The sequence below is a fragment of the Microbacterium sp. NPDC057407 genome, from assembly GCF_042803895.1.
Lineage (GTDB): Bacteria > Actinomycetota > Actinomycetes > Actinomycetales > Microbacteriaceae > Microbacterium.
Map to the genome: position 1 here is coordinate 22,794 of NZ_JBHVCA010000006.1, position 22,538 is coordinate 45,331.

Below are 22,538 nucleotides of genomic sequence, written 5' to 3' on the forward strand. Positions count from 1 at the left end.
CGGAACGGTCGGGGCGGAGTGCGTGACCCGGTAGCCTGGAGCGGCAAGCGCGGGTGGGATGTGATCCTCTTTCGGTCCGGCACAGATCGCACCGGAATCCGCACAAGTCTATCAGAGAGAACCGCGTGACCACGATTCCGCCCGCCGACGACGACCGACACGCCCGCTGGGAAGAGCAGGAGCGCGCCGCCGCCGCCGCTTCGCGCGACATCGCCGACGTCCCGGCGGTCGAGGTGATCACCACCGCGGCGGTGCATCTGATGAGCGCCGCCGCCGTCAAGGTCGGCCTCGCCGACGACCCCGGCGTGCAGACCGATCTCGACGAGGCCCGCAAGCTCATCAACGCGCTGGCCGGTCTCATCACCGCCGGCGCCCCCGAGATCAGCGACATGCACGCCCGGTCACTTCGCGACGGACTCCGGTCGCTCCAGCTGGCGTTCCGTGAGGCGTCCGCCATCCCCGACCCGATCGGCAAGGGGCCGGGCGAGAAGTGGACCGGGCCGGTCACCTAGCCACGGATGCCGACGGATGCCGCGCCCCGGGCGACGGCGTCCACGGTGCGCGCGATCGCCTCGGCGCCGGTGCCGAAATTGCTCACCGCGAAGCGGACGACCGTCCGCCCCCGCCATGACGAAGACGAGGCCCAGACCGTTCCCTCGTCGCGAAGCCATTCGCCCAGGGCTGCCGTGTCGTCGTCGTCCCGAGCCGCGACGCACACCTGCGTGAAGACCACGTCGTTGAGCACCTCGAGCCCCGGAATGGCACGGAATCCGTCCGCGAGGGCGGTCGCGGCATCCGCCAGCCCATCGACGAGTGCGGCCACTCCCCCACGGCCGAGGGTGCGCAGCGCTGCCCAGACGGGGACGCCGCGGGCCCGGCGCGACAGCTCCGGCACCCGGTCGTAGGGGTCCGACACGGTGGCGACGGCGGGAAGGTACGCGGCGTGCGCACCCAGCGACGCCGTCATGGCCGCCTCGTCCCGGACGATCGCCACGCCGCAGTCGTAGGGCACATTGAGCGTCTTGTGCGCATCGGTGGCCCAGGAGTCGGCCTCCGACATGCCGACGGTGAGGTGGCGCAGGCGCGGACTCGCGGCGGCCCACAGCCCGAAGGCGCCGTCCACGTGCACCCACGCCCCGGCGTCGTGCGCGACGCTCACCGCCGCCGCGAAGTCGTCGAAGGCGCCCGAGTGCACCTCCCCCGCCTGGAGCGACACGACCGCCGGCGCGTCGTCCTCGGCGAGGGCGCGCGCGAGCCCGTCGACGTCGATGCGGCCCTGCGCGTCCGCGCCCACGGTGACCGGCACGCCCAGGCCCGCCAGCCGTCCCGCGAGCACGACCGAGGTGTGCACCGCGCCGCCCGCGAGGAACCGGATGCGCGGGGCCGCCTGGAGCCCGGCGAGGGGATCCACCCCCGCCCGCCGCAGCATCGCGTCGCGCCCGACGATCAGGCACGACGTGTTGGCCATCGTCGCGCCCGTGACGAATCCCACGCCGCTGCCCCCGGGCAGCCCGAGCAGGTCGAGAAGCCATTCGGCAGCGACCTCTTCCAGCGCGGCGGTCCCCGGCGTCGGCTGCCGCGAGCCGCTGTTCTGGTCCCAGGCGGAGACGAGCCAGTCGGCTCCGAGGGCCGCGGGGTAGGCGCCGCCGATCACGAACCCGTAGAAGCGCGACGACCCCATCGCCATCAGTCCCGGGCCCGACGCATCCGCCATCTCCTCGACGACGGCCGCCGCCTTCGCCCCACCCTCCGGAAGCTCGCGATCCAGTCGCGAGAGCACGCCGTCGACATCGAGCTCGGGCCGGATGGGCCGGTCGTCCAGCGAGTCCAGCCACTCCACCGCGCGCCGGTGCGCTGCGTCCAGAGCCTCTCGATACTCACGCCGCACCGTGTCACGATCCATGCGAACACCTCCGCCCAGGCGATCTCCTGACCAGGCGATCCTCCGCCCTGCGCCTCCTCCTCGGCAACCCCTCGGCGCCGCGGGCCCGGCCGGGCGCCTCAGGCGCGCAGCAGCTTGACGGTGAGCGAGTCCACGAGGACGGCGACGCGGTCGTCGGCCGCCCAGCGGGCGGCGAGGCGCGCCAGCACGGCATCGAGTTCGGCGCTCTCCAGCCCGTGGATGAGGTGCAGCCGCACGACGAGCTCGGGTCCGCGGAGCCGGGCATCGGGATCCCCCGCCTCCACGGCCAGATCGATCACGGCGAGCTCCCCGCCGATGCTCGACTGCAAGCCGGCGAACACCTCGGGAGACGCGAAGCTCGGCTCCCAGGACACCCCCTGCGCGATCGCCCACACGGCGGGTCGACGGATGACGAACTCCGTGTCCGAGCCGGGATCCACCACGATCAGGTCGGTGTCGTCGGCCGAGGCGGCCACGGCGGTGCGCACACCGTCGGCAGGAACGGGCCGGGCCGCGGCATCCCACCGGCTCATCGCCTGAACCGACGTGAACACGGGAAGAACGCGGCGGCCGTCGGGCGCGGCGACCGTGACGATCGACAGCTCCTGCGTCTTGTCGACCGTCAGGCCGTGCGCTCCCACTCCCTCGTCGCCCTTGTCGGCCAGGAGCGGGATGAGCAGGCGCGCCGACCGGTAGGCGTCCACGACGTCCGCCTGCCCTGCCGTGCCCGCGCGGAAGGCCGTCAGGGCAGCCAGGAGCGCAGGGTCGGCCGAGCCGTCGTCGTCGGAATGCGGGTTCGGCTGGAAGCTGCGACCCTCCCACGGAACCCCGGCGGAGTCAGCGCCGCGGCCGTGATGGTCGTGCGGGTCAGTGTCCGGCGACATCCAGCGCCTCGGCGAGCGTGAAGGCGCCGGCGTACAGCGCCTTCCCGACGATCGCTCCCTCGACGCCCAGCGGCACGAGCTCGCGCAGGGCGGCGATGTCGTCGAGGCTCGACACCCCTCCGGACGCGACGATCGGCTTCGGCGTCCGCGCGGTAAGTTCGCGCAGCAGGTCGACGTTCGGCCCCTGCAGGGTGCCGTCCTTGGTCACGTCCGTGACGACGTAGCGGCTGCAGCCGGCCGATTCCAGTCGGTCCAGGACGGTCCACAGGTCGCCGCCCTCCCGCGTCCATCCCCGTGCGGCGAGGGTGGTGCCGCGGACGTCCAGCCCGACGGCGATCAGGTCGCCGTACCGGCCGATCACGTCCGCCGCCCACTCCGGGTTCTCGAGCGCCGCGGTGCCCAGGTTGATCCGGGCGGCACCGCTCTCGAGGGCCGCTTCGAGCGTGCGGTCGTCGCGGATGCCGCCGGAGAGCTCGACCTGAACGCCCCGCACCTGCTTGATCACCTTGCGCAAGACGCCCGCGTTGGAGCCCCGGCCGAAAGCGGCGTCGAGGTCGACCAGGTGGATCCACTGCGCACCCTGGCGCGCGAAGTCCATCGCGGCGTCGACCGGGTCGCCGTAGTTCGTCTCGGTGCCCGCCTCCCCCTGGGTGAGGCGCACCGCCTTGCCGTCGGCGACGTCGACGGCGGGCAGCAGGATCAACTCGGGCGTTGAGGCGAAATCGTTCATGGCTCCTCGTGCGGGGAAGTCGCGGGAAGCAGGCGCTCCCGCGAACGGCACGATCTCAGAGGGTAGCCCCGCCGAGGCCGTCGATCCAATTCGCGAGGAGCTGGATGCCGGCATCGCCGGACTTCTCCGGGTGGAACTGCGTCGCCGAAAGCGGCCCGTTCTCGACGGCCGCGAGGAACGGCTGGCCGTACGTGCACCACGTCAGCGCGGGCGGCGGGAACGGCGGCTGGACGTCGAGTGTCCACTTCTGCACACCGAAGGAGTGGACGAAGTAGAAGCGCTCGTCCTCGAGTCCGCGGAAGAGCCGCGACCCCTGCCCCGCCTCGACCGTGTTCCAGCCCATGTGCGGCAGGACGGGCGCGTCGAGCTCGGTCACCACGCCGGGCCACTCGCCCATGCCCTCCGTGTCGACGCCGCGTTCCACCCCTCGCTCGAAGAGCACCTGCATGCCGACGCAGATGCCGAGCACGGGTCGGCCGCCCGCCAGGCGCCGATCGATCAGCTCGTCGCCGCGACTGGCGCGAAGCGCGTCCATCACCGCGCGGAAGGCGCCGACGCCCGGCACGACCAGACCGTCCGCATCGCGGACGAGGGCGCGGTCCGACGTGAGGCGCGCGTCGGCGCCGGCCGCCGCAAGCGCCTTCACGGCGGAGTGGACGTTGCCGGATCCGTAGTCGAGGACCGCGACGACGGGCTGGGAGCTCACAGAGCGCCTTTCGTGCTCGGGATCCCCTCGACGAGCGGGTCGAGGGCCTTCGCCTGACGGAACGCCCGGGCGAACGCCTTGTATTCCGCTTCGGCGATGTGGTGCGGATCGCGCCCCGACAGGACCGTGACGTGAACGGTCAGCGCGGCGTTGAAGGAGATGGCCTCGAACGTGTGCCGCACGAGCGAACCGGTGAAGTGACCGCCGATCAGGTGGTGCTCGAAGCCGGCCGGCTCGCCGGTGTGGACGAGGTAGGGGCGGCCGCTGATGTCGACGACGGCCTGCGCGAGCGCCTCGTCGAGCGGGACGAGCGCATCGCCGTATCGCGAGATGCCGGATTTGTCGCCGAGCGCCTCGCGGATCGCCTGCCCGAGCACGATCGAGATGTCTTCGACCGTGTGGTGGGCGTCGATGTCGGTGTCACCGGAGGCACGCACGGTGAGGTCGGTGAGGGAATGCTTGGCGAACGCGGTGAGCAGGTGATCGAAGAAGGGAACCGTCGTGTCGATCCGGCTGCGACCGGTGCCGTCCAGATCGAGTTCGAGCTCGACCGTGGACTCGCTGGTGGAGCGTCGAACGGAGGCGGTACGCGGGGCGGCGCTCATGCGTCCGAGTCTACCGAGGCGAGTGCGTCGAGGAACGCCGTCGTCTCGTCCTCGGTGCCGGCGGTGACCCGCAGGTGGTGCGGGATTCCGACATCCCGGATCAGCACGCCGCGGTCGTACAGGCGCTGCCAGGTGGCAGCCGGATCGGAGACGCCCCCGAAGAGCACGAAGTTCGTCCACGACGCGTGGGGCACGTAGCCCAGCGCCTCCACGGTCGCGGTGATGCGGTCGCGCTGCGCGACGATCTCGTCCACCATGCCGAGCATCGTCGGGGCGTGACGAAGAGCGGCGGATGCTGCGGCCTGCGTCAGGGCGCTCAGGTGGTAGGGCAGTCGCACGAGGCGCAGCGCATCGACGAAGGCCGGGTCGGCGGCGAGGTATCCGACGCGGGCCCCGGCGAACGCGAAGGCCTTGCTCATCGTTCTGGACACCACGAGCCGCTCCCTGCCGGGGAGCAGCGTGAGTGCGGAGCGCTCGTCGCGCGGCGCGAACTCGAAGTAGGCCTCATCCACGACGACCACTCCCGGCGCGGCGTCGTACACCGCCTCGATCACGTCGAGGCCGAGCGGCGTGCCGGTCGGATTGTTGGGCGAGCAGAGGAAGACGACGTCGGGCGCGGCGTCGGCGACCTGCGCGGCGGCGTCGCCGGCGTCGACCGTGTAGTCGGCCGAACGGGGCGCGGTCACCCATTCCGCCCCCGTCGCTCGCGTCAGCAGCGGGTACATCGAGTAGGTGGGTGCGAAGCTGAAGGCCGTGCGACCGGGCCCGGCGAAGGCCTGCAGGACGTGCTGGAGCACCTCGTTCGAACCGTTCGCCGCCCAGATCTGATCGCGGTGGAGTCCATGGCCCAGATAGTCGGCGAACCCTTCGCGCAGGGCCGTGAACTCGCGGTCGGGGTAGCGGTTGACGTCGCGCAGAGCCTGGGCGACCGAATCCATGATGTCGTCGGCGACGTCTTGGGGAACGGGGTGGGTGTTCTCGTTGACGTTGAGCGCGACCGGAAGCGGGGCCTGCGGTGCGCCGTAGGGCGTCATTCCGCGGAGGTCGTCGCGCAGAGGGAGATCTTCGAGGCGGGGACTCACCCCTCCGATCCTACGGCGCGCACTCAACGGCCCGGTGCGTACTCCGCGGGGATGGCGAGGCTCTGACCGGCCTGGAGCGTCACGCCGTCGAGCGCGTTCAGGCGGACGATGGCGTCGACCACGTCGCGCGGATCGGCGTCGGGAGCCACGTCCTGCGCGATCGACCACAGGGAGTCTCCTGACGAGACCGTCACGGTGGCGAAGGAGCCGGGGTCGGTGCCGGCGTCGCGCGAAGCCAGCGCCGCCCCACCCGAGACCATGGCGACCGAGATCGCCACGACAGCCGGCAGCGCGGCGAGGGCGGCCAGCACACGACGCCCGCGGAGGGTGAGGCGCAGGCGGGTCGACCGTGCCGGCAGGCCGAAAGACGTCGTGCCGAGCCCGGGGGACGTGATGCCGATGGCGGTCATGGTCTTCTCCTCCTGTGGGGGAGAGATTCGCACCCTTCGCGCGGCCGGGAGCGGAGGGTGCGAATCTCTGTACCGAAGTTATCTTCGATGTTCTACGATGTCAACAGTCCGTTTCGGCGGCGCACCCTCGAACGCGACACGCGGTCGTGTTGCTGTGTTCGAGGGCCGAAGCCGGATACGGTTTCGATACGAGTAGCCCACCACGGGCCTCCGACATTCGAAGACCGCTGCACCCCGAGGACGCCTCCCGGGACGAGACAGGAGCCGGAAGATGAGCGATGCCACCGGGCGTGAACGGCCGCAGACGCGGCGCCGCAAGAGCCTGAGCGACAAGCAGCTGGCGATCCTCGAGGTGATCCAGCGCTCGATCGCGCGGCACGGGTATCCCCCGAGCATGCGCGAGATCGGCGATGCGGTCGGTCTGAAGTCGCTGTCGAGCGTGACGCACCAGCTCAATCAGCTCGAGCTGAGCGGCTACCTCCGCCGCGACGCCGGCAAGACCCGGGCCATGGAAGTGCTCATCGACCTCCCGGGCGCCGCCACCGAGAGCCCGGCGGACTCGCTCCCCTCATTGGGCGACGCAGCGCTGGTGCCGCTCGTGGGGCGCATCGCCGCCGGCGTGCCCATCACAGCCGAGCAGCAGGTGGAGGAGATCTTCCCCCTTCCCCGTCAGCTGGTGGGCAAGGGCGAGCTGTTCATGCTCAAGGTGTCGGGCGAGTCGATGATCGACGCCGCCATCTGCGACGGCGACTGGGTGGTGGTGCGTTCGCAGGCGACGGCCGACAACGGCGAGATCGTCGCGGCGATGCTCGACGGCGAGGCGACCGTGAAGACCTTCCGGCAGCGCGACGGCCACACGTGGCTGCTCCCCCGCAACTCGGCCTTCGAGCCGATCCTCGGCGACGAGGCGGTCGTCCTCGGCAAGGTCGTCGCGGTGCTGCGCGCGGTCTGACCCGCCGGGTCACCCGCGCCGGGTGATCCTTCTCGCAACGGGCTCGCGTTCGGCCAGAATGACGCCATGAGCGACATCGACATCGATGCGGCCGACGCCCCGGCTCTCGCCGCGCGCATCCGCGAACTCGAATCCGAGAACGCCCGGCTCGCCTCGGCGGTGACGACGAGTCCCGCGCCGCGGTCGAGCGGCCGATGGCGGGCCGTCGTGTCGGCGATCTGCATCGTCGTCGCGGCCATCCTCGTCCCCGTCTCGATCGTGACCGCGTGGGCGCGGGTGCAGCTCGTCGAGGAGGAGGCCTTCGTCGCGACGCTCGCTCCGCTCGCCGACGATCCGGCGGTGCAGGCGCTCGTTGTCGACGAGACCATGGACGCCATCACGGCGCAGGTCGATTTCGACCAGCTCACCTCCGACGTGTTCACCGGCATCGCCGACCTCGGCGTCCCGCCGCGCGTGGCTCAGCTGCTCGACATGCTCCAGGCGCCCGCCGCCGACGGACTGGAGAACCTCGTCGACGGGGCCGTGACCCGGGTGGTGGAATCGGATGCCTTCTCCGACGTGTGGGCGACCGCGACCCGGGCGGCGCACCGGGCGCTCACCACCGCGGCCACGTCGGACGGCGGCGGCCTGGTCGTGAAGACCGACGACGGGGTCGGCATCCAACTCGGCGCGATCGTCGACGTCGTGAAGCAGCGGCTTCTCGACCGCGGGGTGAGCGCCGCGCAGCTGATACCGGCCGTCGACCGGGTGGTGATCATCGGAAAGGGCGACAACCTCGCGGCGATCCGCACCGGATACGCCCTGGCGACGACTCTGGGATGGTGGCTGCCGGTCATCACCCTCGCCCTGTTCGGCGCGGGGATCGCGATCGCCCGGCGCCGCAGCGTCGCGGTGCTCGGCACCGGGCTCGGTCTGGCGATCGGGGCCGGAGGTCTCGCCGTCGCACTCGCGATCGGCGACACGACGATGGGCATCGTCGCCGGCGACCTCGACCTGTCTGCGTCGGCCCTCGACGTCATCTACGACCAGCTCGTCGGGGCGATGACCCAGACCGCCATCGTGCTGTGCGTGCTCGGCGTCTTCGTCGCCGTCCTCGGCTGGGCGATGGGCCGCTCGGCTGGCGCGGAGGGCGCGCGCCGGGCCGTGCGCAGCATGAACTCGTCGGCACGGCGGCAGCTGGCCGGCCGCGGCCTCGATACCCGCGGGTTCGGCGCCTGGCTCGCCCGCTATCGCGTGCTCGTCCGCTCGGTGATCGCGGTACTCGCGGTTCTCTGGCTCTTCGCGTTGCGGCCGCTGTCGTTCGGGGACGTCGTCCTGGTCCTGGTGGTGGCCTTCGGCGTCGCCTGGATCCTCGAGCTCGTCCAGCGCCGCGACGAGGAGCAGCCGCTGCTCGCCGCACCGGCGGGGGATGCGGGCGCCGGGCACGGGCCGGCAGATGCCGACATTCACACCGGCCCTCCCACTGCCGAGGCGGTGCCCGCGGAGGACGCCGCCACCGACGCCGTCACCGTCGTCATCCCGGCCAGGGGCGAGACGACGGATGCCGCGGAGGCACCGGCCCCCGCGGCATCCGCGTCGACGAAGAAGAAGCCGCCGCGACGCTAGACGGCCGCGCCCACCTTCTCGCGGATGTCGCGGGTGGCGGTGATGATGTTGCGCAGCGACTCGACCGTCTCGTCGTAGCCCCGGGTCTTGAGGCCGCAGTCGGGGTTCACCCACACCTGACGCAGCGGCAGCTCGGTCGCGGCGCGATCGAGCAGGTCCGCCACTTCGCCCACCGACGGCACGCGCGGCGAGTGGATGTCGTACACCCCGGGGCCGACGCCATGGGTGAAGCCCGACGCGGCGATGTCGCCGATCACTTCGCCGCGGCTGCGGGCCGCCTCGATCGAGGTGACGTCGGCGTCGAGCGCGGCGATCGCATCGATCACCACGTCGAACTCGGAGTAGCAGAGGTGCGTGTGGACCTGGGTCGCTTCGGCCGCGCCGGCGGTGGCGAGACGGAACGCGCCGACCGACCACTCGAGGTACGCGGGCTGATCGGCCTTCTTCAGGGGCAGCAGCTCGCGCAGGGCCGGCTCGTCCACCTGGATCACGCCGATGCCGGCCGCCTCGAGATCGGCGATCTCGTCGCGCAGCGCGAGCGCGACCTGGTTGGCCGTCTCGGCGAGCGGCTGGTCGTCGCGCACGAACGACCACGCGAGGATCGTGACGGGACCGGTGAGCATCCCCTTCATGGGCTTGTCCGTGAGCGACTGCGCGAAGGTCGACCAGGCGACGGTGATCGGAGCCGGACGGGACACGTCCCCCCACAGGATCGACGGGCGTGTTGCACGCGAGCCGTAGGACTGCACCCACCCGTGCTCGGTGACGTCGAAGCCGCCGAGGTTCTCTGCGAAGTACTGCACCATGTCGTTGCGCTCGGCTTCGCCGTGCACGAGGACGTCGAGCCCGAGGTCCTCCTGCAGTGCCACGACTCGCGCGATCTCGTCGCGGAGGAACTGCTCGTACTCCTCGGTGCTGATCTCGCCCTTCGCGTGCCGGGCACGGGCGCGACGGATGTCTCCGGTCTGCGGGAACGAGCCGATCGTGGTCGTCGGCAGCACGGGAAGGCCGAGCGCCGCCTCCTGCGCCGCGACCCGGGCATCGTAATCGCCGCGGTCGAAGTCGTCGGGCGTGAGCGCCTCCGCGCGCTCGCGCACCGCGCCGTCGCGCACGCCGGGCGCGCTGCGCCTGTCGGCGAGGGCAGCGGATGCCGCGGCCAGCTCGTCCGCGATGGCGTCGGCGCCGTCGGCGAGCCCTCGCGCGAGAGTCACGACCTGGCGCGTCTTCTGATCGGCGAAGGCGAGCCACGACGCCAGGCGCGGGTCGAGGCGCGTCTCGTCGTCGACGTCGTGGGGAACGTGCTGCAGCGACGTCGACGTGCCGGCCGACACCCGGTCGGCGCCCAGCGCTTCGAGCGCCTCCAGCTTCGCCCACGCGCCGGCGAGGTCGCCGCGCCAGATGTTCCGCCCGTCGATCACGCCGCCCACGAGCGTCTTGCCGCCGAGATCGACGGCAGCGTCGGGCGTCGCGCCGCGCGTCAGGTCGATGGCGACGGCCTCGACGGGAGCAGCGGCCAGCGCGGTCCAGGCGGCGTCGGTCAGCTGGGCGTACCCGGCCGCCACGAGGATCGCCGGACGATCGGCCGCGGTGCCGAGCGCCGCGTAGGCTCGCGCGGCAGCGGCGGCGAGCGTCGCGGCGTCGACCGGCAGACTCTCGCTCACGAGAGCGGGCTCGTCCAGCTGGACCCAATCGGCCCCGGCTGAGCGGAGGCTCGCGAGAAGCTCCGCGTAGACGGGCACCAGGTCGTCGAGGCGGGTCAGCGGATCGAAGCCCGCGGGCGCGGCATCCGTCGCCTTCGCGAGCGCGAGCAGCGTGACCGGGCCCACGATCACAGGCCGCACGGTGAAGCCGTCGGCCCTCGCCTCGGCCACCTGGCGGGCGAACCGGTCGCTCGACAGGGCGAAGCGCGTCTCGGGGCCGATCTCGGGAACGAGATAGTGGTAGTTGGTGTCGAACCACTTGGTCATCTCGAGGGGAGCCTTCTCGCCGGCGCCCCGCGCGGCCGTGAAGTACGCGCCGAGGCCGATCTCGCCGTCGTCGCCGCGCAGGTCGGCGAACCGCTCCGGAAGGGCTCCGACGGCCACCGCCGCATCGAGGACCTGGTCGTAGTACGAGAACGACTCGGGAATCGAGGAGTCGTCGCGCCCGAGCCCGAGCGCTGCGAGACGCTCTCGCGTCTGGCGGCGGAGCTCTGCCGCGGTCGTCTCGAGCTGCTGCTCGTCGGCGGTCCCTGCCCAGTGGGCCTCGACGGCGCGCTTGAGCTCGCGACGGCGTCCGATGCGGGGGTAGCCCAGGATCGTTCCGCGGGGGAAGGCGGGTGTGGTGTCGGTCATCGTGCGGCTTCCTTTTCGAGGGGAGGGGTGAGGATGCCGGCGTCGCGGAGGACCGCGATCACCGTCTCGTGGCTGTTGAACGCATAGAGGTGGACGCCTGGCGCGCCGCCGGCGACGACGTCACGGGCGAGGCCGGCCGCATAGCCGAGGCCGACGGCACGCTGGCCTTCGGGCGTCGGCTCGATCTCGAGCGCGATGGCGAGCTCGGCCGGCAGCTCTTCGCCGGTCAGCTCGAGGACGCGCCGCAGCCGGGCGGGCGACGTGATCGGCATGATCCCGGGGAGGATCGGGATCGTGACGCCCGCGTCGCGCGATCGCTGGACGAAGGCGAGGTAGTCGTCGGCGTGGAAGAACAGCTGCGTGATCGCCAGCGTCGCGCCCGCGGCCTGCTTGGCCAGGAGCGCGTCGATGTGCTCCCGCGGATGCCGCGACCGAGGGTGTCCGTTGGGAAACGCGGCGACCGCGATGTCGACCTTCGGACGCGGCTGCACCCGGGCGGCACCCGGGACCCCGGGGATCGGCTGCTCGGTGTACGGCGCCCGCTCCGCCTGCACCCGGTCGATGAGCTGGACGAGCTGGGCCGAGCTCTCGAGGTCGCCCAGGAACGCGTCGCCCTCGCGAGCGCCCGCGGGCGGATCGCCGCGGAGTGCGAGGAAGCTGGTCACCCCGGCGTCGAGGAACTCGCGGATGAGGGAGGCGGCGCCGGCGTAGGTGTTGCCGACGCACGTGAGGTGGGCGAGGGGCGCGACGGTCGTCTCGCGCAGGATGTGGCGGAGGAGGTCGAGCGAGCGACCTCCGGTCGACCCGCCGGCGCCGTAGGTGACGGAGATGAACCGGGGACCGACCTCGGCGAGACGGCGGACGGTCTCGTGGAGGGCGGCGATCCCCGCCTCGGACTTCGGCGGGTACACCTCGAACGAGAACGGCACCGGCGGGGCGCTGAGGTCGATCGACATGTCGTTCTTCTCTGTTCGGGGGACGGAGGCCGGACGGCCGCGGACGGGCGCGCCGGAAGTCGAGGACCGGCGGCGCGGTGTCATCGCGGGCGGGTGCCGGGCTCGGCTGTCGCTCCCTGCCCGGTCCGTCGGTGACGCATCGGGCGACGATGGGTCCACGGTAGCGGAGGGCTCTCCCGCTTCCGCCGCCTGTGACCTTGTGTTTCGGGGCACCGGTTTCCCCTACCGTGGGTGTCGTGACGACCGCTCTGCCCTACGGAACCTGGCCCTCCCCGATCTCCGCGCGGGCGGTCACGGCCGCATCGCCACGGCTCGAGGGCGCCCGCTACGTCGGCGACGAGATCTGGTGGGGCGAGACCGTGCCCGAGCAGGCCGGGCGCACCGCGGTGCGCAGGCGCGCGGCATCCGGCGCTGTCTCGGACGTGATCGCGACGCCGTGGAGCGCGCGATCACGAGTTCACGAGTACGGCGGGGGCGCGTGGACGGCGGCCGACGGCGCACTCGTCTTCGTCGACAAGGCCGATCAGCGCGTGTGGCGTGTCGAGCACGGCTCGCCGCGGCCGCTCACACCCGCCGCCGGCGACATGCGCTTCGGAGGGCTGGTGTGGCAGGCCGGACGGCTGCTCGCGGTGCGCGAGATCCACGAGGGTGCGGGGACGCCCCGGCGCGACATCGTCGAGATCCCGCTCGACGGACGCGGAGCGCACGACGACGGCGCTCTCGTCTCGGTCGCCGAGGACAGCGACTTCCTCGCCCAGCCGGCGCTCTCGCCGGACGGCTCGCACCTCGCATGGGTGGCGTGGCATCACCCCGCGATGCCGTGGGATCGCACCGAGCTGCGCGTGGGCCGCATCGAGGACGGCGTGGTCGCCGAATGGACGGCCGTCGCGGGCGGCCGGACCGCGGCGCTGCAGCCCCAGTGGGTCGGAGCCGACGACCTGCTCTACCTCGACGACCCGGACGGGCGCTGGAATCTCTGGCGCCTGCGGCTGACCGCCGACCTCCACCGGGAGTCGGTCTCGCCCGCCGACGCCGACACCGGCGGCGCCCTCTGGACGCTCGGACAGCGGTGGTACGGCGTGCTGGACGACGGGCGCATCGTCGCCGTGCGGACGAACGGCGGCGACGAGCTGGTGGTGATCGACCACGACGGTGCCACGCGCCGCGTGCACACCGAGGCCGTCGCTGGCATGTGCGTCGAGGACGTTCGGGGCACGCGGGTGCTGCTGAGCGGCGCCGGCCCCGACGGCCCCGCGCTCTGGGATGTCGACGTCGATCGCGCCGACGCCGCGGAGCGCGTGGTGGGGGGCGGCTCGCCATGGGGAGCCGAATGGATGCCGCGTGCCCGGCCCGTCACCTTCGACGGGTCGCACGGGCCGGTGCATGCCTACGACTACCCGCCCACCAACCCCGTGGCCACGGGACCGGACGGTTCGGCGCCGCCCTACCTGGTGCTCGTCCACGGCGGACCGACCTCCCACGTCGGCGGCGCGGCCTCGGGCAAGATCGCGTACTTCACCAGCCGCGGCATCGGGGTGCTGGACGTCAACTACGGCGGGTCCACCGGCTACGGACGGGAGTACCGGGAGCGCCTGCTCGGGCAGTGGGGCATCGTCGACGTGGACGACGTCGTCGCCGCGGCGCGCGGTCACGCGGCCGCGGGCGATGCGGACCCCGACCGGCTCGCGATCGCCGGCGGGTCGGCCGGCGGCTGGACGGTGCTGTGCGCTGTGGCCGCGACCGACGCCTTCGCCGCGGGGATCAGCCGCTACGGGGTGGCGGATCTCCGTCGCCTCGCCGAAGACACCCACGATTTCGAAGCGCGTTACCTCGACAGCATGGTCGGCCCCCTGCCGGAGGCCGAGCCCGTCTACATCGAGCGGTCGCCGCTGTCGCGACTCGATCGGCTGCGCACGCCCCTCCTCATCGAGCAGGGGCTGGACGACCGCGTCGTGCCACCGTCTCAGTCCGAAGCCGTCCGCGACGCGCTGGCGGCGAACGGCGTCCCCCATGCCTACCTCGCGTTCGAGGGCGAGGGGCACGGGTTCCGGCGCGCCGAGACGCTCGTGCGCCAGCTCGAAGCGGAACTGGCGTTCCTCGGTCAGGTGCTGGGCTTCGAGCCGGTCGACGTGCCCGCCCTGACACTCAGCTGACCGCGCGGGCGCGCTCAGCACGGGATCGTCAGCGCGCGCCCCTCGTCGCGGGGGCCGCTCGCCCGCGCCTCCCGCTCAGCGGGCGAAGGGGGCCAGTCGAGCGGCGAGGTGCTCGCCGACGCGCGCGTGCACGGCGGTGCCGCCTTCCTCGTGCGCCTGCGAGAGGATCATGCCCTGCTCGTGGATCGCCGAGACGAGATCGCCCCGGTCGTACGGTACGAGCACGTCGAGCTCGACCGCCGGAAGGGGCAGCGCCGCCTCGATCGCGGCGCGCAGCTCGTCGATGCCCTCGCCGGTGCGCGACGACGCGAACAGGGCCTTCGGCTCGAGGCCGCGCAGCACGAGACGGGTGTCGTCGTCGACGAGGTCGGCCTTGTTGAAGACGACGAGCTCGGGGATGTCGCGTCCTCCGACATCGCCGATCACGTCGCGCACCGTCGCGAGCTGGGCGGCCGGGTCGGGGTGCGAGCCGTCGACCACGTGCAGGATGACGTCGGATGCCCCGACCTCTTCGAGCGTGGACCGGAACGCCTCGACCAGCTGGTGCGGCAGGTTGCGCACGAAGCCCACCGTGTCGGTGAGCGTGTAGACGCGCCCGTCGGCGGTCTCCGAGCGTCGCACCGTCGCATCCAGCGTGGCGAACAGGGCGTTCTCGACCAGCACCCCCGCGCTCGTCAGTCGATTGAGGAGGCTCGACTTGCCGGCGTTGGTGTACCCCGCGATGGCGACCGAGGGGATCGTGTGCCGCTTGCGCTCCGCGCGCTTGGCGTCCCGCGCCGGGGCGAAGTCGCGGATCGTACGCCGCAGCTGCGCCATGCGGGTGCGGATGCGACGTCGATCGAGTTCGATCTTCGTCTCACCCGGACCGCGCGAGCCCATGCCCGCGCCGCCGGCGCCGACCTGGCCACCGGCCTGACGACTCATCGACTCACCCCAGCCGCGGAGGCGGGGAAGCAGGTACTCCAGCTGGGCGAGCTCGACCTGCGCCTTGCCCTCCCGGCTCTTGGCATGCTGGCTGAAGATGTCGAGGATGACGGTGGTGCGGTCGATGACCTTCACCTTCACCACGTCTTCCAGTGCGCGTCGCTGACTGGGCGCCAGCTCGGTGTCGGCGATCACGGTGTCAGCACCGACGGCCGCGACGATATCGCGAAGCTCCTCGGCCTTGCCGCGACCGACGTACGTGGCCGGGTCGGGGTGCGGTCGCCGCTGCAGGACGCCGTCGAGCACGACGGCCCCCGCGGTCTCGGCGAGGGCAGCCAGCTCGCGCAGCGAGTTCTCGGCGTCTTCCTGCTCGCCCTGCGGGTGGACGCCCACGAGCACGACGTTCTCGAGGCGCAGCTGCCGGTACTCGACCTCGGTGACGTCCTCGAGCTCGGTCGACAGTCCCGGGACGCGGCGCAGTGCGGCGCGCTCTTCGCGATCCCACTGGTCGCCGTCGGTGTCGGCGACGCCGATGGTCGCCTGGTCCTGCAGCGCCTGCGCGGCGCCGAACACGCGCACCCCCGAGCGTGACTCGGATCGGGCCAGCACGCGATCGACCGGGTCGACCGGTGTCTCTTCGGCGCCCTGGGGTGTTGTCGTATCCGTCATCAGTTCCTTCCGGGGATGCCTCTCCCCTGCCGTGATCGGCCGGTTCGAGGCATCCGTGAATTCTATTCTCCCCCGCATCGTGCCGGGCCGCTCGGGCCGTCTGCAGGCACTCCCGCGACGGCGACGTCCTCCGCTAGGCTCATCGACCATGGGCAGCGACCACTACTTCAGTGCTGCGCCCGCCAGTCCCGAGAATCTCCGTCGCATCCGCGTCACCCTCGCACACCGTGACGTGGAGGTGACCACGGCCGGCGGTGTGTTCAGCCCCGACCACGTCGACTCCGGCACGGCGGTGCTGCTCGCCAACACTCCCCCGCCGCCGCGCGGCGGGAACCTGCTCGATCTCGGCGCGGGGTGGGGTCCGATCGCGCTGAGTCTCGCCCTCGAATCGCCTCACGCGACCGTGTGGGCGGTCGACGTGAACGAGCGCGCCCTCGACCTGGTGCGTCGGAACGCTGCGGCGTTGGGCCTCGAGAACGTCAACGCCGTGCTGCCGGACGATGTTCCCGACGACGTGGTCTTCCGCACGATCCGTTCCAACCCCCCGATCCGGGTGGGCAAGAACGAGCTCCACGGCCTGCTCGAGCGGTGGATCCCCCGCCTGGACGAGCGCGCGGACGCCTGGCTCGTCGTGCAGCGCAACCTCGGCTCCGATTCGCTGCAGCGCTGGCTCGCGGCGACCTTCGACCGGGGGTGGAGCGTCCATCGCGCAGCGACCGGCCGTGGGTTCCGCGTGATCCGCGTGAGGCGCCACGGATCGCCGGTGAGTGAGCCGATCGACCTGCCCTGAACCGATCGGGGTCAGGCCAGCGCGACTTCGCCGGAGTACACGAGCGTCGCGGGGCCCGACAGCAGCACGTGGCGCTCATCGCCCACGAGCGGCATCCGCACTCCGAGAGTGCCACCGGGCACCTCCACGGTCCAGTGGTCGGGTGCGGCCGCACCCGCCCAGTCCCGCACGGCGAGGGCGGCGGCGGCGACGCCGGTGCCGCAGCTGAGCGTCTCGCCCACGCCGCGTTCGAACACCCGCATGCGGATCGTGCCGACGCCGTCGCGCACCAGCGGGTCGCTCGGCACGACGAACTCGACGTTGGCGCCGTGGGGAGGCTCGGGGTGCAGCTGCGGGACGGCGGTCAGGTCGAGGCCGTCGAGTTCGCGCTCGTCGGGCAGCGCGACGACGACGTGAGGGTTGCCGACGTCGATGCCGAGGCCGGGCCGGGGGGCGCCGATCCCGCGCGCGCGCACGAGGACCTCCTGCGGCTCGACGCGCCACGGACCGAGGTCGACCTCGAATCCCAGGTCGCTGCGGGTGACCGTCTTCACGCCGGCGCGCGTGCCGATCGCGAGGGGGCCATCGTCGAGAGTGGCCCAGCCGACCTCCGCGAGGTACCGGGCGAAGACGCGGATGCCGTTGCCGCACATCTCGGCCCGGGACCCGTCGGCGTTGCGGTAGTCCATGAACCAGACGGCGCCGGATGCCGCGGCATCCGCTCCCTCGTCGATCGCGTCCGCTCGCACGACGCGCAGGATGCCGTCGCCCCCGATTCCGAAGCGCCGGTCGCAGAGGACGGCGACCTGATCGTCGGAAAGGTCGAGTTCGCCGTCGGGGTCGGAGACGATGACGAAGTCGTTCCCGGTCCCGTGACCCTTGGTGAACGCGACGAGAGGCATCCTCTGATTCTAGGGACGTCGGAGACCCGGTCCGCCTCAACCGTGGCCCCAGGTTCGGGCCGCCGGGTCAGACGCCGTCGGCGGGGCCGTCGACGATGAGTCGCTTGCCGGTGGCCCAGATGTCGAACGGCTCGTATCCGAGGGAATCGTAGAACCCGCGCGCGGCTTCGTTCTCGGGGCGGACCATGAGCTGCACCTTCGGGCATCCCAGCGCGAGGAGTCGCTCCTCGGCCGCCTCGACGAGGCGTCTGCCGATGCCCTCCCCGCGACGGTTCGGCGCCGCGGCGAGGTAGTACAGCCAGCCGCGGTGTCCGTCGTAGCCGGCCATCACCGTGCCGATGACCGCCCCGTCGTCGACCGCGACCAGGAACAGCTCCGGCTGCACGCGGAGCTTGCGGGCGATGTCGAGGTGCGGGTCGTTCCAGGGACGGGTCAGCCCGGCCGCCCGCCAGAGGGCGACCACCTCGGATGTCTGGTGCTCCTCGAAGGGGCGGATGTGGATCGTCATGAGAGCTCCTTCACGAGATCGGCGGCATCGTGCCCGGGCTCGACCCAACGGACTCCGCGGTACCTGCGAAACCACGAGACCTGGCGCCGGGCGTAACGGCGGGTGAGCTGCTGGGTCTGCGAGATCGCCTCGGTCTCGCTCAGCTGCCCGTCGAGCTGCCCCAGCGCCTGGGCGTAGCCGATGGCCCGCCGGGCGGTGACGCCGTCCTCGAGGCCGTGGGCCCGCAGGCGGGCGACTTCGTCGAGCAGGCCGTCGCGCCACATCCGACCGACTCTCTCGTCGAGCCGGGCGACGAGCTCGTCGCGGGGCACCGTGACGCCGATGATGCGGGTGTCGGGATGCCAGAGCACGGGGTCGTCGGGGAGCGCGGCGCCGTGCGTGGCGGCACCGGCGGCGAGCACTTCGAGGGCGCGCACGATGCGCCGCCCGTTCTTCGGATCGACGCGGGCCGCGGTGACCGGGTCGGCATCCCGCAAGCGGCCGTAGAGCATCCCCGGGCCGTGGGCGGAGAGGTCTGCCTCGAGGGTCGCCCGAAGTTGCGGGTCGTGAGGTGGGAAGCGGAAGTCGAAGACGACCGCGGAGACGTAGAGTCCCGACCCGCCCACGAGGATCGCGTCCGCTCCGCGCGCGTGGATCGCGGTGATCTCGGCGCGCGCAGCGCTCTGGTACCAGGCGACGGCGGCGTCCTGCCGCGGGTCGAGAGCGTCGAAGAGGTGATGCGGGATGCCTCGTCGCTGCGTCTGCGGCAGCTTGGCGGTGCCGATGTCCATGCCTCGATACAGCTGCATGGCGTCGGCGTTGACGATCTCTGCCGGTCTTCCCCGGTCGCCGAGGGCTTGGGCCAGATCGAGCGACAGCGCCGTCTTGCCGGTTCCTGTCGCGCCGACGACGACCCACAGGCGGGGCGGTGCCGACGCTCCGGTGTCGGTGGTCACACGCCGATGCGGAGGGTGGGCAGCCCGAGCGACACGGCCTTCGGGTTCGCGGCCGAGCCTGCCGGGGCCGGGACGCCGCAGGACTCGGCCTGCGAGCGGTCCCACGCGTCGCCGGACCGGGTGCGGCGGATGCGCAGAGGCGCGCCGTCGGGGGCGTCGGCGAGGAGGTGGAAGGGCGCGGCGTGCGTCACGGTCACGCTGACGACGTCGCCGGGACGCGGAAGGGCGGACCCCTCCGGCACCTCGAAGTGCACCAGGCGGTTGTCTTCGGCGCGGCCCGTCAGACGGTGGGTCGCCGCATCTTTCTTGCCCTCGCCCGTCGAGACGAGCACCTGGAGTTCGCGCCCGACCTGCTTCTGGTTCTCTTCGAGCGAGATGCGCTCCTGCAACGCGACCAGCCGCTCGTAGCGCTCTTGGACGACGTGCTTGGGGACCTGGTCGGACATGGTTGCCGCCGGGGTGCCCTCGCGGATGGAGTACTGGAACGTGAACGCGCTGGCGAACCGCGCCTGCTCGACGACTCGAAGGGTGTCTTCGAAGTCTTCGTCGGTCTCACCGGGGAACCCGACGATGATGTCGGTCGAGATCGCCGCGTTCGGGATCTTCGCACGCACGCGATCGAGGATTCCGAGGAACCGCTCGCTGCGGTACGACCGGCGCATCGCCTTCAGGATGCGGTCGCTCCCCGACTGGAGCGGCATGTGCAGCTGCGGCATGACAGCCGGGGTCTCGGCCATCGCGTCGATGACGTCGTCGGTGAAGGCGGCAGGGTGGGGGCTCGTGAACCGGATGCGCTCGAGGCCGGGGATCGCGCCCGCCGCGCGCAGCAGCTTGCCGAACGCCTGCCGGTCGCCGAACTCGACGCCGTACGAGTTCACGTTCTGCCCGAGGAGCGTGACCTCCATGGCGCCGTCGTCGACCAGGAGCCGGATCTCGTTGAGGATGTCGCCGGGGCGGCGGTCCTTCTCTTTGCCGCGCAGGCTGGGCACGATGCAGAACGTGCAGGTGTTGTTGCAGCCGACGGAGATCGACACCCACCCGCTGTAGACGCTGTCGCGCTTCGTGGGCAGCGTGGACGGGAACACCTCGAGCGATTCGAGGATCTCGAGCTCGGCTTCGCCGTTGTGGCGCGCGCGCTCGAGGAGGCTGGGGAGCGAGCCCATGTTGTGGGTGCCGAAGACCACGTCCACCCACGGCGCCTTCTGCTGAACGGCGTCTTTGTCCATCTGGGCCAGGCACCCGCCCACCGCGATCTGCATGCCGTCGCGCTTGTCTTTGCGGGATTTGAGGTGGCCGAGCGTGCCGTACAGCTTGCCGGACGCGTTGTCGCGGACCGCGCAGGTGTTGATGACGACGACGTCGGCCTCTTCGCCGACGGCGGCGCGGACGTAACCGGCACTCTCGAGCGAACCCGACAGTCGCTCGGAGTCGTGCACGTTCATCTGGCAGCCGAACGTGCGCACCTCGTAGGTGCGGGCGCGGCCATCGGCGTCGAGCGCGGCGCCTGACGGCTCGATGAGCGTCGGAGAGCTGAGGGGGGTGGTCATGATGGCTGCCATTCTACGATCCGCGGGTGTGAGCACCGGCTCCCGCACCCTCCGGCGCGACGGACCGGGTCGAGTCCGCTAGACGAAGCGGACGCCGCCCGATGCAGGTGGACGCTCGTCGAGGGCGATGCGCGCAGCGGTGAGGGCGAGGGACCCGCCGTAGCCGCGTCGCGCCAGCTGACCGGCGAGGCGGCGGAGGGCCGTGTCGCGCTCCAGGTCGCGCAGGCTCCGGGCTTTGCCGCGCGCATATTCGAGCGCGCGCTCCAGGTCGTCATCGGGGAGCGCGGCCAGGGCGATATCGGCGACGTCGCGCGGTATGCCCCGCTTGGTCAGGGTCTGCGCGATGGCCTGCCGGCCCTGACCTTTGCGCTCGGCGCCGGCATGCACGAGCTGCTCGGCCAGCGCAGCGTCGTCGAGGTACCCGTACTCCTCCATGGCTGCGACGATGTCGTCGGTCTGCGCGTCGTCGAGTTCGTGTTCGCGCAGCACGGCACGGGCTTCCGACACGGACAGCGAGCGGGTGCGCAGCTTCTTCAGCAGCGCCTTCTCCGCGAGCTCGACGCCCGGCGTGGCGGGGTCTTCGCCGTCAGCGACCCGACGATCGGACACCCATGTCGGGTGCCACGTTTCGGATCCCGTGGGATCGTCCGCCACGGCGCGACCACCGAACAGAGGGATGACGGGGGCGAGCGAGTCGCGCTCGCCCCCGTGGTCGCCGCTCATGTCAGGCGGGTCGGCGGGCAGCCAGCTCGTCCTGCGCGGGTGCCTCGACCGACTTCGGCTGGCCGATGCCGAGCTTCGCCTTGATCTTCGACTCGATCTCGGACGCGACATCGTCGTTCTTGATGAGGAAGTTGCGGGCGTTCTCCTTGCCCTGGCCGAGCTGCTCGCCGTCATACGTGTACCAGGCACCGGACTTCTTGACGATGCCGTGCTCGACGCCGAAGTCGATGAGGCTTCCCTCTCGCGAGATGCCGACGCCGTACAGGATGTCGAACTCCGCCTGCTTGAAGGGCGGCGCCATCTTGTTCTTCACGATCTTCACGCGGGTGCGGTTTCCGACCGCCTCGGTGCCGTCCTTCAGCGTCTCGATGCGACGGATGTCGAGGCGGACGGATGCGTAGAACTTCAGCGCCTTACCGCCCGCCGTGGTCTCGGGCGAACCGAAGAAGACGCCGATCTTCTCGCGCAGCTGGTTGATGAAGATCATCGTGGTGTTCGTCTGGTTGAGCCCACCCGTGAGCTTGCGCAGTGCCTGCGACATCAGGCGGGCCTGAAGACCCACGTGCGAGTCGCCCATCTCGCCCTCGATCTCGGCCTTCGGGACGAGAGCGGCGACGGAGTCGATGACGACGAGGTCGATCGCACCCGAACGCACCAGCATGTCGGCGATCTCGAGCGCCTGCTCCCCGGTGTCGGGCTGCGAGACGAGCAGGGAATCGATGTCGACGCCGAGCTTCTGGGCGTAGTCGGGGTCGAGCGCGTGCTCGGCGTCGATGAACGCGGCGATCCCGCCGGCGCGCTGCACATTGGCGATGGCGTGAAGCGTGAGGGTCGTCTTACCCGACGACTCGGGACCGTAGATCTCGATGATGCGGCCGCGGGGAAGCCCGCCGATGCCGAGCGCGACGTCGAGGGCGATCGATCCCGTGGGAACGACCTCGACAGGAGCGCGCTCGTCGCTGCCCAGCCGCATGACCGAGCCCTTTCCGAACTGCCGGTCGATCTGGGCGAGGGCCGATTCGAGGGCCTTCTCGCGGTCAACTGCTGAGGGCATGGCGTGCTCCTTATGCTCGCGTTCCGTCGCCTGTAGGCTGTCGCGCTCCGACCCGGTGGGACGGATGCTGCGACAAGGCGTGAGGTGTCGTTCGACGTCTTCCACGCTAGGGAGGGGCTCCGACATCCGTCTTCGCTCCCCCGCCTTCGTGGGAAGACGGGCTCTCGACACCTGCTGTGCAGGAGCCT

General features: G+C 71.7%; 21 protein-coding genes. 5 read left to right on the top strand and 16 right to left on the bottom strand.

All coding sequences use genetic code 11. The annotated features are described in order from the left end of the window. Nucleotides 1-125: 125 nt before the first annotated feature. The gene (locus ACFUTX_RS14455; protein ID WP_378866062.1) at nt 126-512 is read left to right on the top strand and encodes a DUF1844 domain-containing protein; all 387 of its coding nucleotides are present in this window, start codon (nt 126-128) and stop codon (nt 510-512) included. On the opposite strand, the gene ACFUTX_RS14460 is transcribed toward ACFUTX_RS14455, so the two are convergent. The 7 genes from ACFUTX_RS14460 to ACFUTX_RS14490 all read right to left on the bottom strand — a co-directional run bounded on the left by ACFUTX_RS14460 (nt 509) and on the right by ACFUTX_RS14490 (nt 6,320). Then, nucleotides 509-1,903 carry a pyridoxal phosphate-dependent decarboxylase family protein gene (locus ACFUTX_RS14460; protein ID WP_378866065.1) on the bottom strand — a complete coding sequence of 465 codons (1,395 nt, stop codon included), beginning with the start codon at nt 1,901-1,903 and terminating at the stop codon, nt 509-511. The genes ACFUTX_RS14455 and ACFUTX_RS14460 overlap by 4 nt on opposite strands. A 98-nt stretch (nt 1,904-2,001) precedes the next feature. Beyond that, nucleotides 2,002-2,787, bottom strand: a complete 786-nt coding sequence (locus ACFUTX_RS14465) for an SseB family protein (protein WP_378866068.1) — start codon at nt 2,785-2,787, stop codon at nt 2,002-2,004. Then, nucleotides 2,771-3,517: a bifunctional 1-(5-phosphoribosyl)-5-((5-phosphoribosylamino)methylideneamino)imidazole-4-carboxamide isomerase/phosphoribosylanthranilate isomerase PriA gene (gene priA / locus ACFUTX_RS14470; RefSeq protein ID WP_378866072.1), complete on the bottom strand. Its 747-nt coding sequence runs from the start codon at nt 3,515-3,517 to the stop codon at nt 2,771-2,773. Before priA ends, ACFUTX_RS14465 begins: the two co-directional genes overlap by 17 nt. 55 nt (nt 3,518-3,572) lie before the next feature. Next, nucleotides 3,573-4,223: an imidazole glycerol phosphate synthase subunit HisH gene (gene hisH / locus ACFUTX_RS14475; RefSeq protein WP_378866075.1), complete on the bottom strand. Its 651-nt coding sequence runs from the start codon at nt 4,221-4,223 to the stop codon at nt 3,573-3,575. Further along, nucleotides 4,220-4,828 (bottom strand): imidazoleglycerol-phosphate dehydratase HisB, encoded by a 609-nt coding sequence (hisB, locus tag ACFUTX_RS14480; RefSeq protein WP_378866077.1) that lies wholly within the window; start codon nt 4,826-4,828, stop codon nt 4,220-4,222. The genes hisH and hisB overlap by 4 nt, the downstream gene beginning before the upstream one ends. Further along, the gene (locus ACFUTX_RS14485) at nt 4,825-5,910 is read right to left on the bottom strand and encodes a histidinol-phosphate transaminase (RefSeq protein ID WP_378866080.1); all 1,086 of its coding nucleotides are present in this window, start codon (nt 5,908-5,910) and stop codon (nt 4,825-4,827) included. Before ACFUTX_RS14485 ends, hisB begins: the two co-directional genes overlap by 4 nt. 23 nt (nt 5,911-5,933) lie before the next feature. Continuing rightward, nucleotides 5,934-6,320, bottom strand: coding sequence for a LysM peptidoglycan-binding domain-containing protein (locus tag ACFUTX_RS14490; protein WP_378866082.1), 387 nt, complete (start codon nt 6,318-6,320; stop codon nt 5,934-5,936). 271 nt (nt 6,321-6,591) lie between these two features. Between ACFUTX_RS14490 and lexA the strand changes: the two genes are divergently transcribed. Beyond that, on the top strand, nt 6,592-7,272 hold the full coding sequence (lexA, locus tag ACFUTX_RS14495; RefSeq protein WP_378866085.1) for a transcriptional repressor LexA: 681 nt from the start codon (nt 6,592-6,594) through the stop codon (nt 7,270-7,272). A gap of 66 nt (nt 7,273-7,338) precedes the next feature. After that, nucleotides 7,339-8,877 (top strand): hypothetical protein, encoded by a 1,539-nt coding sequence (locus ACFUTX_RS14500; protein WP_378866088.1) that lies wholly within the window; start codon nt 7,339-7,341, stop codon nt 8,875-8,877. On the opposite strand, the gene metE is transcribed toward ACFUTX_RS14500, so the two are convergent. Beyond that, on the bottom strand, nt 8,874-11,210 hold the full coding sequence (gene metE, locus ACFUTX_RS14505) for a 5-methyltetrahydropteroyltriglutamate--homocysteine S-methyltransferase (protein ID WP_378866092.1): 2,337 nt from the start codon (nt 11,208-11,210) through the stop codon (nt 8,874-8,876). The genes ACFUTX_RS14500 and metE overlap by 4 nt on opposite strands. Further along, nucleotides 11,207-12,166, bottom strand: coding sequence for a methylenetetrahydrofolate reductase (locus ACFUTX_RS14510; protein WP_378866095.1), 960 nt, complete (start codon nt 12,164-12,166; stop codon nt 11,207-11,209). Before ACFUTX_RS14510 ends, metE begins: the two co-directional genes overlap by 4 nt. Nucleotides 12,167-12,402: 236 nt before the next feature. On the opposite strand from ACFUTX_RS14510, the gene ACFUTX_RS14515 reads away from it, so the two are divergent. Next, entirely contained in the window at nt 12,403-14,319 is a 1,917-nt protein-coding gene (locus ACFUTX_RS14515; RefSeq protein ID WP_378866098.1) for an alpha/beta hydrolase family protein, read from the top strand. A 75-nt stretch (nt 14,320-14,394) separates the two neighbouring features. Here the strand turns inward: ACFUTX_RS14515 and hflX are convergent, their stop codons facing one another. Then, complete coding sequence (gene hflX, locus ACFUTX_RS14520) at nt 14,395-15,912, bottom strand: GTPase HflX (RefSeq protein WP_378866101.1); 1,518 nt, start codon at nt 15,910-15,912, stop codon at nt 14,395-14,397. A gap of 148 nt (nt 15,913-16,060) precedes the next feature. Here hflX and ACFUTX_RS14525 point away from each other — a divergent pair, with 148 nt between their 5' ends. Continuing rightward, nucleotides 16,061-16,702 (top strand): class I SAM-dependent methyltransferase, encoded by a 642-nt coding sequence (locus ACFUTX_RS14525; RefSeq protein WP_378866104.1) that lies wholly within the window; start codon nt 16,061-16,063, stop codon nt 16,700-16,702. Nucleotides 16,703-16,713: 11 nt separating this feature from the next. Here ACFUTX_RS14525 and dapF read toward each other — a convergent pair whose 3' ends face one another. The 6 genes from dapF to recA form a co-directional block, all read right to left on the bottom strand. Continuing rightward, on the bottom strand, nt 16,714-17,583 hold the full coding sequence (dapF, locus tag ACFUTX_RS14530; protein WP_378866107.1) for a diaminopimelate epimerase: 870 nt from the start codon (nt 17,581-17,583) through the stop codon (nt 16,714-16,716). 67 nt (nt 17,584-17,650) lie between these two features. After that, nucleotides 17,651-18,091: a GNAT family acetyltransferase gene (locus ACFUTX_RS14535; RefSeq protein ID WP_378866110.1), complete on the bottom strand. Its 441-nt coding sequence runs from the start codon at nt 18,089-18,091 to the stop codon at nt 17,651-17,653. Then, a complete protein-coding gene (miaA, locus tag ACFUTX_RS14540; protein WP_378866113.1) occupies nt 18,088-19,026 on the bottom strand; it encodes a tRNA (adenosine(37)-N6)-dimethylallyltransferase MiaA in 939 nt (312 codons plus the stop codon). The genes ACFUTX_RS14535 and miaA overlap by 4 nt, the downstream gene beginning before the upstream one ends. Then, nucleotides 19,023-20,573, bottom strand: coding sequence for a tRNA (N6-isopentenyl adenosine(37)-C2)-methylthiotransferase MiaB (gene miaB, locus ACFUTX_RS14545; protein ID WP_378866116.1), 1,551 nt, complete (start codon nt 20,571-20,573; stop codon nt 19,023-19,025). The genes miaA and miaB overlap by 4 nt, the downstream gene beginning before the upstream one ends. Nucleotides 20,574-20,651: 78 nt before the next feature. Continuing rightward, nucleotides 20,652-21,296 carry a regulatory protein RecX gene (locus ACFUTX_RS14550; protein ID WP_378866119.1) on the bottom strand — a complete coding sequence of 215 codons (645 nt, stop codon included), beginning with the start codon at nt 21,294-21,296 and terminating at the stop codon, nt 20,652-20,654. Nucleotide 21,297: 1 nt separating this feature from the next. After that, nucleotides 21,298-22,350 (bottom strand): recombinase RecA, encoded by a 1,053-nt coding sequence (gene recA / locus ACFUTX_RS14555; RefSeq protein WP_378866122.1) that lies wholly within the window; start codon nt 22,348-22,350, stop codon nt 21,298-21,300. Between the last annotated feature and the right edge of the window lie 188 nt (nt 22,351-22,538).